We start from the raw sequence: 12,297 nt of genomic DNA on the forward strand, positions 1-12,297 counted from the left end.
AACCCGCGCCGGGCATTGTTCGAAATGTCAGATCGTCTGGTTATACGCGCCGACTTCCGCGTTTTCGCGCAGCACGTCGTCAACGACCTTGAACATGTCGCGCATCCGCGCCTCGGAGACGGGGCTTTCGACGACGACGACGAGTTCGGGTTTGTTGGAGGATGCGCGCACGAGACCCCAGGTGCCGTCATCGGTCACGACGCGCACGCCGTTGACGGTGATGAGATCGACGATGGGATGCCCGCCGACGTTCTCACCATTCCGGCTGATCTGCGCGAAGCGTTCGACCACGCGATCGACGACGCCATACTTCACCTCGTCGGCGCATTTTGCCGCCATGGTGGGTGAACCCCACGTCTTGGGCACGGCGTTGTAGAGGTCGGCCATCGACCTGCCGGGATTTCTGTCGAGCATTTCGCAAACGGCGATGGCCGTCAGGACGCCATCGTCATAGCCGCGTCCGACCGGCTTGTTGAAGAAGAAATGGCCGGATTTCTCGAAACCTGCCAGCGCCGACAATTCGTTGACGCGGCGCTTGATGTAGGAATGCCCGGTCTTCCAGTAATCGGTCTTCGCTCCTTGCGCCTTCAACACCGGATCGGTTGCAAACAAGCCGGTGGATTTAACGTCGACGACGAATTGCGCATTGGCGTGCAGCTTCGACAGGTCGCGCGCCAGCATGACGCCGATCTTGTCGGCGAAGATCTCATCGCCATTGTTGTCGACGACGCCGCAGCGGTCTCCATCGCCGTCAAAGCCGAGGCCAACATCGGCGCCGGTTTCGCGCACCTTGTCGGCGATCGCGTGCAGCATCTTCATGTCTTCGGGATTGGGATTATAGCGCGGGAACGTGTGGTCGAGATTGACGTCCAGCGGGATGACCTCGCAGCCGATCATCTCCAGCACCTGCGGCGCAAACGCGCCCGCGGTGCCGTTGCCGCATGCGGCCACGACCTTCAGCTTGCGCTTCAGTTTCGGCCGGTCGGTGAGATCGGCGATATAGCGGTCGCGGAAATTGGCCACGAACTCATAGGCGCCGCCCTCGCGCAGCTTGAAGGCTGCGTTCATAACGATGTCCTTGAGCCGGCCCATTTCCTCGGGCCCGAACGTCATCGGGCGGTTCGCGCCCATCTTCACGCCGGTCCAGCCGTTGTCGTTATGCGAGGCGGTGACCATGGCGACGGCCGGGCAATCGAGTTCGAACTGGCCGAAATATGCCATCGGCGAGAGCGCGAGGCCCACATCCTTCACGCGCAAACCTGCGGCCATCATGCCGGAAATCAGCGCATATTTGATGGACGACGAGTAGCCTCGAAAGTCGTGGCCGGTCACGATGTCAGGGCGAACCCCCATCTCGTGGACGAGCGTGCCGAGACCCATCCCGAGCGCCTGAACTCCCATCAGGTTGATCTCTTTCTCGAAGAGCCAGCGCGCGTCGTATTCGCGGAATCCGGTCGGCTTCACGAGAGGAAATGATTCATACTCAAAGGTGTTGGGCGACAAGGCGACTTGGGGCTTGGGAAACATGGTCCATCCGGATGTGGAGGTGGGTCGGTGCGTGACCTTTAGGGTACCGCGATGAATGAGTGCTGACCACCCACCATGGCAAATAGGGTGGGCGAGATGGGTCAGAAAGCCTGACCTTGGGTCATGGCGCCCTCGCGGAGAATACGGGTCAATCCCGCGAGGAGAGCCGTTCGGGGAGATCTCATGGTCGTTTCAACGCCGCGGCGCGCCAATGCCCGCATGTAGAGATCGGCCCGTGGTGGATCGGCCAAGATAGTCACCGGAGAAGGGTGACGAAATTGCGACAAGGCGCCGTTCAGTTCATCTCCGGTCAAAAGTCCCGACAGGTAAGGTCGGAGAAGGTTCGGTTTCATGTGGCCCGAGACGACGGCCGCGCGAGCACCGAACAGAAGGTGGAGAAGCCCGACGCGCCGGTCCCCCGTCGCGCCGGAATTGCGTTCTGCTGCGTCAAGACCGAGATCGAAGCCCGCTGGATCCTCTGGTTCCGTCGCCGGGCGGCCGATCATCGAATGTTCGAGCAGCAGCGAATACATCTCGCCGGTCATGTAGGTGGCGAAGCGCTCGATGCGCCCATCCTTCATGGTGATCCATTTCGGATGGGTGCCCGGAGAGCAGATAAGGCCGTCCCGGACGCCGGACCCCAGCACGAGCGTCTCTTCGCCACGCATCACATCGGCGGCCTTCGGGGCCGGCTCGCAAAAAAGCCCCGGCACGATGTAGGCGTTTCGGCCGTTGCCGATCTCCACTGGGATCATCGCACGGGCGATCTCGACCGGTCCCGCAGGGCACGTCGCGTAGGGTGCCATGACCCAGCCTTCACGGCTGCCGACCATCCCGACGAGCAGGACCGGCGCATCAGGCTCGGCGCCCAGCCAACGGCCGCAATTGCGGAGAAACACGTCCCGATGCTGACCCGTTTGCAAGGCGGAAACGCCGTCCTCCGATGCCACCTCGTCAAGGATCGTCTCGTCCTCAACCAGATAGGCGCGAAAGCGCGTCGTTCCCCAATCGGCAACAATGAAACGCAAGGCAACTTTCCCCGCTCAGATTCGACGAAGACTTAACCGGCCAGAGGATCAGCGCGTTCCGTACATGCGGTCGCCCGCATCCCCGAGCCCCGGCAGGATATAGCCGTGGTCGTTCAGGTGATCGTCGATGGCGGCAGTCCAGATATGGACATCCGGATGAGCACCGCGCAGCTTTTCGATGCCCTCGGGGGCCGCCAGCAGACAAACGAAGCGCAGATCCTTCGCGCCACGCTCCTTCAGCCGGTCGATCGCCGCCACAGCCGAGTTCGCCGTCGCCAGCATCGGATCGAGCACAAGGACCATGCGATCGGCGAGATCCGACGGCGCCTTGAAATAATACTCGACCGCCTGCAGCGATTCGGGATCACGATAAAGACCGATATGGGCCACGCGGGCAGCCGGAACGAGAGTCAACATACCGTCGAGAAAGCCGACGCCTGCGCGCAGGATCGGCGCCAGGACAAGCTTCTTGCCGGCAATCTGAGCGCCCTCCATGGTGGTCAACGGCGTCTCGATCTTGATCCGCTCGATGGGCAGGTCGCGCGTGACCTCGTAGCACAACAGCATGCCGATCTCGTTCAGCAACTGCCGGAAACCCTTTGTCGACCGCTCCTTCTCCCGCATCAGCGTCAACTTGTGCTGAACGAGCGGATGATCGACTACGGTAACGCCCTGCATGGCCTTGCCCTCATTTGTTGTCATTTTGTCAGCCACCTAGAAAACCGTCCCGTCGCTGATGACAGCGAGAGGGGGCGAGCCGTCGCCTCGCCGTTCCTTCGCCAGCCGGCGTCCCGTCGCCCAGGTGCCGCCTTCGAGCACTTTTGCGAGCGGGAAGCGACTCGGGTCCAGGCCCAGTTTCTGCCGGATCGGATCGGCGATCAAATCGAGGAGAGCCACCGTCAGCGCCCGCCATTCCACCACGAGGGTGGAATCGACCGTGTGGGGTTTCGCCGCCTCGGTCGAGTCCTTCAGGGCGATGACGCCGGTATCCAGAAAAAGGCCGCCGTTGCGATATTCGGGAAGTCCCGTCAGTTCGTCCATGTCCACCACGGTATAGCCCGCCCATTCCAGCGGCTCGATCAACGAGTAGGAGAGCCACTGGGAGAGTTTATGGAACGGCACCAGGCCGTCGGTCGAATCATGGGTTTGGAGTGCGGGATGTCGCCACGTATCGCCCAGGTCGGTGCCGGCGAGCGCAATCCGTCCGGGCCAGATCGGACCGAGATAGGTCAGAAGTGCATCGAGGATGGACGTGGCCCTGATCCGGTCCTCCTCCGCGGTCGCCACGATGACGTCGAACAGGCCGCCGGGCCGCGGATTGTCGTGCTGGCCGAAAATGTCGGGATTGATGACGACCGTGCGCCCAAGTCGGTTGAGCAGGCCCGCCCGTCCTTCCAGCCCGATGATCGGATTTGCCGGAGTTACCTGAAAACCCGCTGCAAGGTCATCCGCCGTCAACGTGAGCAGCACGTCGGCATCGACGCGGAAAGGGTCTTCTGGATCGCTCGAGAAGGCCCCGGCGATGAACATGTCGAAGCTTGCCACGGCCAGACCTTCGGATCGGCTATAGGTCTCGCCCGTTCGTCCCTCGATGTAGCACCAGTCAGCACCGGCGCCGGCATCGAGCAGAACCGACACGATGGCGAGATCGAAGGCGGCCCGTCCCATCTGACCAGCCTCGGCCCAGGGAGCGCTGTGCATGACTGCGCCCCATCTCTCATGACCGCCGGCCGAAAAATGCCGCCATCGGGCATGGAAGGGGATCTCAAGGGACGGATAAGCATCCCGGATCGTCGCCACGACCTCGTCGGCGCAGGCATCAAGGCGTCTGAGATCGACGCGAAAATGATCGAGGCGATCGTCCAGCGCCAGTTGCAGCATCCGGTGAGCGCGCTCCCGGACGGCTGCTGCGCTCAAGAGGCTTTTCGCCGCCTGCGCCTCTGAAGTAAGGATCGACTGTTCCGCCACGCCAAGCTCCGCTCGCTCACTGAAGGGAAGCGATATCACACATCCCCGCTTGTCGGGGACGTCCCCGCCCGAACGACTTCAAGTCAAGGTTAAGCGCTAGAAGCGCTCCAGATCGCGGCCTTTGACCTGATCGAGATCGGAGGCGTCGGACGGGCCTTCGGAGGTGTAGTAGCCAGCCGCCTTCTTGGCTTCTATCTCCACCTGCGCGTCGGGCGGCACGAGGCCGGGCGGGATGGGCACGCGCTCGACGACCTCGATGCCCGAACCCACGATGGCGTCGTATTTCATGTTCGACATGGACATCAGCCGATCGATGCGGCGGATGCCGAGCCAGTGCAGCACATCGGGCATGAGTTGCTGGAACCGCGCATCCTGAACGCCTGCGACGCATTCCGTACGCTCGAAATAGGTTGCGGCGGAATCTCCGCCTTCCTGGCGCTTGCGGGCGTTGTAGACGAGGAACTTCGTCACTTCGCCGAGCGCGCGGCCCTCCTTGCGATTATACGCGATGACGCCGACACCGCCGTTCTGCGCCTCCCGCACCGATTCCTCGATGCCGTGCACCAGGTAAGGGCGGCAAGTGCAAATGTCGGAACCGAACACGTCCGATCCGTTGCACTCGTCGTGAACGCGGCAGGCGATACGCCGCTTCGGATCACCCAAGCCGGTCACGTCGCCCATGATGTAGACAGTGATGTTGCCGATGGGGGGAAGGAAAACGTTCATGTCCGGACGGGTCACCAGCTCGGGAAACATGCCGCCGGTCTGTTCGAACAGGGTGCGCCGCAATTCGCCTTCCGAGGTGCCGAACCGCGCCGCCACGCCGGGCAGATACCAGACCGGATCGATCGCCACCTTGGTGACGGAGATGTCGCCCGTTTCGTGCAGCACGACCCCGTCGGCCTTCAGGCGTTTGGCGCTCATGGCGCCGAGGATTTCCGGCATGTTCAGCCGCGCCTTCGTGATGGCGATGGTCGGACGGATATCGATGCCGCTGGCGATTTCCTCGGCGTAAATCTCACCCACCATGTGGCCCCAAGGGTCGAGCGAAACGATCTTGCCGGGCTCAGACCATTGCGGATGCGGGCCGATGGTGGCGGTGGGGTGGGTGTTGTGCAGATCAGGCCGGGTCAGCGGATTGAGCGCACGGGCCGAGATCGCGAGCGCGCGGTAGAGCGCATAAGACCCGCCATGGGCGCCGATGACGTTGCGGTCCGCCGGATTGGTCACCGATCCGACAATGGGCCCGCGCGCCTTCGGATCGCCCGCAGCCCAGGCGACAGGGCGTCGCGCGGTGGCGGTGTTCGGCTCGGGATGGGAGGTCAGCCTGATATGCGTCGAGCGGTTGGGCGAATTCATTAACTCATCTTCCACGCAAGAGCGGGAAGACTCCCCAGACGATCGTGCGGAGAGCCTCCTGACGATCTGTCAGAATCTGATCCAAAGTAACGGCGGCGTCAACGGCTTAGAATGCCGCTGCAATCGACGCGACCTCGCCTCAGGGAATGCGCCGCCACCGGCTTGGGTCGGACCTGACCGCCTCAGGGCCAAGGCTCCCCTTTTCCGGGTGGGCGAAGACCAACATGCGCAAGCGCTTGCGCGCCAATATCCGCAAAACTCGCTCGCCGCCCGATGGATCCGGGCTCGACCTCCGGCCCGAAGCAGAGGATGGGCACGTGCTCGCGGGTGTGGTCGGTGCCGCGCCATGTCGGATCGTTGCCGTGATCGGCCGTGATGATGGCAAGGTCGCCCTTGCGCAGGGACGCCCTGATCTCAGGCACACGACGATCGAACGCTTCGAGAGCCGCCGCATAACCCGGAATGTCGCGGCGGTGGCCGTACTCGCTGTCGAAATCGACGAGATTGGCGAAGACGAGGCCGCCATCCGGCAGATGGCTCATGGCCTCGATGGCAGCCGTGAGGCAGGCATCGTTGCCGTGCGGCTTGATCTCTTGACCCGTGCTGCGATGGGCGAAGATGTCGCCGATCTTGCCGATTGTGACGACTGCTCGCCCAGCTTTTATGAGCGTGTCCAGAATGGTGTCGCTGGGCGGCTGGGTGGCGAAATCCCTGCGGTTGCCGGTGCGTTTGAACCCGCCTTCCACCGAGCCGACGAAGGGCCGCGCGATGACGCGCCCGATGTTGAGCGGATCGCAGAGTTCGCGCGCAATCCGGCAAAGGTCGTAAAGCCGTTCGAGCCCAAAGCTTTCCTCATGGGCTGCGATCTGCAGCACGCTGTCGACCGACGTGTAGCAAATGGGTTTGCCTGTCTCGAGATGCGCGGCACCCAATTCGTCGATGATCTCCGTGCCGGAGGCATGTTTGTTGCCGAGGATGCCGGGCAGCTTGGCGCGTGCGATCAGCGCATCGGTGAGAAAGGGGGGAAAGGACGGAATGGTGTTTGGAAAGTAGCCCCAGTTGAAATCGACCGGCACACCGGCGATTTCCCAGTGGCCGGAGGGTGTATCCTTGCCCTTCGACGTCTCCACCCCGTAACCCCATGCCCCCGTAACCGGGCCCGGAGGTGCGAGCCCTTGCGGCATGCGGCCGGTCGAGGCTTCGCAGGCAAGGCCGAGGCCGAGATCCGACAGATGCGGCAGCCGGAGCGGCCCTTGCCGCAAGCCTGCGCGATCGCCCCGGCCCGCCGCACAGGCTTCGGCGATGTGCCCGACCGTGTCGGCGCCGGCATCGCCGTATTCATGCGCATCTTTCGCGCCGCCGATGCCGACGGAATCCAGCACAATGATGAGAGCACGCGGCATGGTGACGTCCTTCGTCTTGGCAGACACGTAATCGATACGGCATTACAATGCGGCCGAGCAAAAGGCTAATGCTTGTGGCCGCCGGAATGAGCGTGCCCACGCGCCGGGTCATGCGCGTGGTCATGATGCGCATGATCCTCGGCATCGAGAGGGCAAGTCTCGTGCCCGCCATGCTCTGTCACACCGCTGACTTCGATCTGAAGCGTCGCATGACCGATGCCGAATCGGCTTTTCAGAGACTTTTGCGCGGCGGACAAAAAGTCGTTGCCGGGATGGCCGCCCGGCATGACGAGGTGCACGGTGAGGGCTGTCTCGGTCGTGCTCACGGCCCACACGTGGAGATGATGAATCCGCGCGACGCCGGGCAATGCTTCAAGCGCTGCCCGGACCTTCGGCATGGCGATATTGCTCGGCACCCCCTGCAGCGACAATGTCAACGATTGCCGCAGCAGATCCCAGGTGGTCCAGACGATGACGCCGGCGATGACGAGGCTGATCAAGGGATCGATCCAGGTTGCTCCCGTCCAAAGGATGAACGCACCCGCAAGAACCACCCCGAGCGACACGGCAGCGTCGGCCGCCATATGCAGGAACGCCCCGCGGATGTTGATGTCATCCTGGCTGCCGCGGACGAAAAGCCACGCCGTGAACCCGTTGATGAGGATCCCGATGCTGGCGACGATCATCACCGTGACGGCCGCGACGGGGGCGGGGTTGAGCAGCCGTTCGATCGATTCCCATACGATGCCGCCAACCGCCACGAGCAGGAGCAGCGCGTTGAAGAGCGCCGCCAGAATCGTGCTGGATTTCAAGCCATAGGTGAAGCGTGGTGTGGCGCCCCGTTTGGCCAGCAGGGCTGCGCCCCCGGCGATCGCGAGGCCGAGAACATCGCTCAGGTTGTGCCCGGCATCCGACAGCAGCGCCATCGAATCCGCAAGGAAACCATAGGTCGCCTCGATGACGACGAACGCTAGGTTGAGAACGATGCCGATGATGAAGGCGCGTCCATGCCCTGTCGGGTGAGCGTGTCCGTGAGAATGACCGGCGTGATGATGATGCGTGTGCATGGGCCTGTTGCTGAGGTTATTGCCGGACCGCGTCGATAACGTCCGCTTCGAGATTGAAGGCGGCCGCGAAAAGCGCGCGCGTGTAATCGGTTTGCGGTGCCTCGAAGATGCGCTCGGCCGAGCCCTCTTCGACGACTTTGCCATTTTGCATCACGATCACGTGGTTCGCCAGGGCACGGACAACCCGCAGGTCGTGGCTGATGAACATGTAGGCGAGGTCACGGCGCTTCTGCAGGTCGCGCAGCAGTTCAACGATCTGCGCCTGCACCGACATGTCGAGCGCCGAAGTCGGCTCATCGAGCATGATGAAGCGGGGCTCCAGCGCCATCGCGCGGGCAATCGCAATGCGCTGCCGCTGGCCGCCGGAAAACTCATGCGGATAGCGGTCCATGGTCGCCGGATCGAGGCCGACGTCGAACAGAGCGCGTGCCACGACATCGCGGCGCTCCAGATAGCTCAGATCCTTGTTCTGAACCTGCAACCCTTCCGCCACGATCTCGGCGACGGACATGCGCGGCGACAGCGAACCATAAGGATCCTGAAACACCACCTGAAGGTCCTTGCGCATCGGGCGGATGTCGTTCGAGCGCAAACCATCGATGCGGTTGCCGAGGAAGACGATCGGCCCTTCGGACGAAACCAGCCGGATGACGGCGAGCCCGAGCGTGGTCTTGCCCGAGCCTGACTCGCCGACAACCCCCACCGTCTCGCCCTTTCGGATGCGAACCGAGACACCGTCCACCGCCTTCACATGCCCGACGGTCTTGCGAAGGAAGCCGCGCTTGATGGGAAACCAGACTTTGATGGGGCCAGCTTCGACAACCGTCGGCGCATCGCGCGGCACAGGATTGGCGCGGCCTTTCGGCTCGGCGGCGAGGAGTTTCCTGGTGTACTCGTGCCGCGGGTTGCCGAACACCTCCTCGACCGGTCCCTGTTCGACGATCTGGCCCTTCAACATCACGCAAACGCGGTCCGCCACTTTTCGCACGATGCCGAGGTCGTGGGTGATGAAGAGCATCGACATGTTCAACCGGCTCTTCAGTTCCGCCAGCAATTTCAGGATCTGTGCCTGCACCGTCACGTCGAGCGCCGTCGTTGGTTCATCGGCGATGAGGAGGTCCGGCTCGTTTGCCAAGCACATGGCGATCATCACGCGCTGACGCTGCCCGCCGGAAAGCTGATGCGGATAGGCGCCGAGCCTGCTCTCCGCGTCGCGGATTCCCACAAGCGACATGAGTTCGAGCGTCCGGATCCGCGCATCCCGATCGGACATTCCGCGATGGACTTTGAGAATTTCACCGACTTGCCGCTCGATGGTGTGGAGCGGGTTGAGCGATGTCATCGGCTCCTGGAACACCATCGTGATGTCTTCGCCGCGCACCCGTCGCATGGCGTTCTCATCGGCAGCGATCAGGTCGTTGCCCTTGAACAAAATGCGACCGGACGGGTGATGGGCCGAAGGATAGGGAAGCAGCTTGAGGATGGAGAGCGCCGAGACGGACTTTCCGGATCCTGATTCGCCCACCAGCGCCACTGTCTCGCCGTGCTGGATGTCGAACGAGATGCGGTCCACCGCCAGCGTGTCGTTGCCGCTTTGCCTGAAGGCGACGGACAGATCCTGAATGGAGAGAAGCGGCTCGGTCATTGGAACGCCTTGCGCGGATCGAACGCATCACGCACCGCCTCGCCGATGAAAATCAGCAGGCTCAGCATGAGAGCGATCACGAAAAAGCCGGTCAACCCCAACCACGGCGCCTGCAGGTTGGCCTTGCCTTGCGCGAGCATTTCGCCAAGCGAAGGCGAACCCGGTGGCAGGCCGAAGCCGAGGAAGTCGAGCGATGTGAGGGTCGCAATCGAGCCGTTGAGAATGAACGGCAGGAAGGTCAGCGTTGCCACCATCGCGTTCGGCAACAGGTGCCGGAACATGATCGCCGTGTTCGAGAGGCCTAAGGCGCGCGCGGCGCGCACGTATTCGAGGTTGCGGGCGCGCAGGAATTCGGCGCGGACGACGCCGACGAGGGAAACCCACGAGAACAGCAACAGGATGCCGAGAAGCACGAAGAAACTTGGCGTGATGATCGCCGAGATGATGATGAGAAGATATAGGGCGGGGATGGCCGTCCAGACCTCGATGAAACGCTGGAAGATCAGATCGACCCAGCCGCCGAAATAGCCCTGCACGGCGCCGGCCAGTACGCCGACGACGGATGAGATGCCGGCCAGGATGAGACCAAACAGCACCGAGATGCGAAAGCCGTAGATCAGCCGCGCCACCACGTCGCGGCCCTGGTCATCGGTGCCAAGCCAATTCCATTCGATGTCGCGGCAGCCCACGCCGCCTTTGCGCTGAGCGATGGGGCGGCATTGCTCATCGCTCAGCATCCAGGTGGGGGGAGCGGGCGCGGGAACGGGCAGGTCGAGATTGTGCGTGTTGTAGGAGAAGCGGACCGGCGCCCAGAGAATCCATCCGTTCTCGTCGATCTCCTTCGAGATGACCGGATCCCGGTAATCGGTCTGGGCTAGAAAACCGCCGAACTTCTCCTCAGGGTAATCGACAAGAACCGGCGACAGCAGCTCGCCTTTGTAGGAGATGAGGATGGGCTTGTCGTTCGCGAGAAACTCGGCGAACAGGCTCAGAACGAACAGGACAAGAAAAATCCAGAACGACCAGTAGCCGCGTCGATTGGCCTTGAAGTTCTGAAATCGGCGCCGGTTCAGCGGTGACAGCTTGATCACACCCTGCTTCGGCAGCGGCGGCGCGACGGGCGCTTGCGCGGGTGACGGGAGAGTGATGGTTTCATTCATCTCACACCTCCCGTGTCTCGAAATCGATGCGCGGGTCGATCCAGGTGTAGGTGAGATCGGAGAGCAGATTGACCGCAAGCCCGACGAGCGAGAAGATGTAGAGGTTGGCGAACACCACCGGGTAGTCGCGGTTGACGATCGACTCGAACGAGAGAAGCCCCAGCCCGTCGAGAGAAAAGATGGTCTCGATCAGCAGCGCGCCGGCGAAGAACGCACCGATGAAAGCTCCCGGAAAGCCCGCGATGACGATCAGCATGGCATTGCGGAAGACGTGGCCGTAAAGAACCTGCCTCTCGGACAAACCCTTCATGCGCGCCGTGATGACATATTGCTTGCGGATCTCGTCGAGGAAGGAATTTTTCGTCAGCAGGGTCGAGGTCGCGAACGCACCGAGCGCCATGGCGATGATCGGCAGCGTGATGTGCCAGAGATAGTCAAGGATTTTGCCGCCGAGCGAGAGCTGCGCCCAATTCTCGGATGTCAGCCCGCGCAACGGGAAGATCTGCCAGAACGAGCCGCCGGCGAAAAGCACGATCAGCAGGATGGCGAAAAGGAAGCCGGGGATCGCATAGCCGACGATGACGACACCTGATGTCCAGACATCGAAGGACGAGCCGTCCTTGACGGCTTTTCTGATGCCGAGCGGGATCGAGATGGCGTAGGAGAGAAGTGTCATCCACAGGCCGAGGGAGATCGAGACCGGCAGCTTTTCGCCGATGAGCTGCAACACCGATATGTCGCGAAAATAGCTCTTGCCGAAATCGAAGCGCGCGTAGTCCCACAGCATCTTGAAAAAGCGCTCAGGGGCCGGTTTGTCGAAGCCGAACTGCGTTTCGAGCTGCTTGATGAATTGCGGATCGAGTCCCTGTGCGCCGCGATAGCGAGACGAGGATTGGTCGGACACGCCGCCGCCCGTCGTACTCTGCCCTCCCGAAAAATCGCCGCCTCCGCCCGAGATGCGCGAGGTTGCGCCGGAATCCTGGCCCTGGAGCTGCGCGATGATCCGCTCGACCGGGCCGCCGGGAGCAAATTGCACGATGGCGAACGAGATCAGCATGATGCCGAACAGCGTCGGGATCATGAGAAGGATGCGGCGCGCGATATATGCGAGCATCAGGCTCTTTCGGTTTTGCGGCTCAT

General features: G+C 62.5%; 10 protein-coding genes. All 10 read right to left on the minus strand.

All coding sequences use genetic code 11. From position 1 onward, the window contains the following. Window positions 1–27 precede the first annotated feature (27 nt). On the minus strand, window positions 28–1,527 hold the full coding sequence (locus FEZ63_RS09855; protein WP_150943783.1) for a phosphomannomutase/phosphoglucomutase: 1,500 nt from the start codon (window positions 1,525–1,527) through the stop codon (window positions 28–30). Window positions 1,528–1,628: 101 nt separating this feature from the next. Next, window positions 1,629–2,555 carry a 2-dehydro-3-deoxygalactonokinase gene (locus tag FEZ63_RS09860; protein ID WP_150943785.1) on the minus strand — a complete coding sequence of 309 codons (927 nt, stop codon included), beginning with the start codon at window positions 2,553–2,555 and terminating at the stop codon, window positions 1,629–1,631. A 48-nt stretch (window positions 2,556–2,603) separates the two neighbouring features. Next, window positions 2,604–3,233 (minus strand): uracil phosphoribosyltransferase, encoded by a 630-nt coding sequence (gene upp, locus FEZ63_RS09865; protein ID WP_150944183.1) that lies wholly within the window; start codon window positions 3,231–3,233, stop codon window positions 2,604–2,606. 36 nt (window positions 3,234–3,269) lie between these two features. After that, entirely contained in the window at window positions 3,270–4,523 is a 1,254-nt protein-coding gene (locus FEZ63_RS09870) for a URC4/urg3 family protein (protein WP_150943787.1), read from the minus strand. Window positions 4,524–4,619: 96 nt separating this feature from the next. After that, window positions 4,620–5,882, minus strand: a complete 1,263-nt coding sequence (locus tag FEZ63_RS09875; protein WP_150943789.1) for a GTP cyclohydrolase II — start codon at window positions 5,880–5,882, stop codon at window positions 4,620–4,622. Between the two features lie 182 nt (window positions 5,883–6,064). After that, window positions 6,065–7,285: a phosphopentomutase gene (locus FEZ63_RS09880; protein ID WP_150943791.1), complete on the minus strand. Its 1,221-nt coding sequence runs from the start codon at window positions 7,283–7,285 to the stop codon at window positions 6,065–6,067. Window positions 7,286–7,350: 65 nt separating this feature from the next. Then, a complete protein-coding gene (locus tag FEZ63_RS09885; RefSeq protein ID WP_150943793.1) occupies window positions 7,351–8,352 on the minus strand; it encodes a cation diffusion facilitator family transporter in 1,002 nt (333 codons plus the stop codon). Between the two features lie 16 nt (window positions 8,353–8,368). Further along, entirely contained in the window at window positions 8,369–9,997 is a 1,629-nt protein-coding gene (locus tag FEZ63_RS09890; protein ID WP_150943795.1) for an ABC transporter ATP-binding protein, read from the minus strand. Continuing rightward, a complete protein-coding gene (locus tag FEZ63_RS09895) occupies window positions 9,994–11,157 on the minus strand; it encodes an ABC transporter permease (RefSeq protein ID WP_150943797.1) in 1,164 nt (387 codons plus the stop codon). Before FEZ63_RS09895 ends, FEZ63_RS09890 begins: the two co-directional genes overlap by 4 nt. A gap of 1 nt (window position 11,158) precedes the next feature. Next, window positions 11,159–12,271, minus strand: coding sequence for a microcin C ABC transporter permease YejB (locus FEZ63_RS09900; RefSeq protein WP_150943799.1), 1,113 nt, complete (start codon window positions 12,269–12,271; stop codon window positions 11,159–11,161). Window positions 12,272–12,297: the final 26 nt, after the last annotated feature.

Source organism: Microvirga brassicacearum (assembly GCF_008757455.1).
GTDB lineage: Bacteria > Pseudomonadota > Alphaproteobacteria > Rhizobiales > Beijerinckiaceae > Microvirga > Microvirga brassicacearum.

Excerpts from the sequence above, each read along its gene's own strand:
- upp (WP_150944183.1), bottom strand. The coding sequence starts at position 3,233 with ATGCAGGGCGTTACCGTAGTCGATCATCCGCTCGTTCAGCACAAGTTG.
- FEZ63_RS09890 (WP_150943795.1), bottom strand. The coding sequence starts at position 9,997 with ATGACCGAGCCGCTTCTCTCCATTCAGGATCTGTCCGTCGCCTTCAGG.
- FEZ63_RS09875 (WP_150943789.1), bottom strand. The coding sequence starts at position 5,882 with ATGAATTCGCCCAACCGCTCGACGCATATCAGGCTGACCTCCCATCCC.
- FEZ63_RS09855 (WP_150943783.1), bottom strand. The coding sequence starts at position 1,527 with ATGTTTCCCAAGCCCCAAGTCGCCTTGTCGCCCAACACCTTTGAGTAT.
- FEZ63_RS09900 (WP_150943799.1), bottom strand. The coding sequence starts at position 12,271 with ATGCTCGCATATATCGCGCGCCGCATCCTTCTCATGATCCCGACGCTG.
- FEZ63_RS09895 (WP_150943797.1), bottom strand. The coding sequence starts at position 11,157 with ATGAATGAAACCATCACTCTCCCGTCACCCGCGCAAGCGCCCGTCGCG.
- FEZ63_RS09880 (WP_150943791.1), bottom strand. The coding sequence starts at position 7,285 with ATGCCGCGTGCTCTCATCATTGTGCTGGATTCCGTCGGCATCGGCGGC.
- FEZ63_RS09885 (WP_150943793.1), bottom strand. The coding sequence starts at position 8,352 with ATGCACACGCATCATCATCACGCCGGTCATTCTCACGGACACGCTCAC.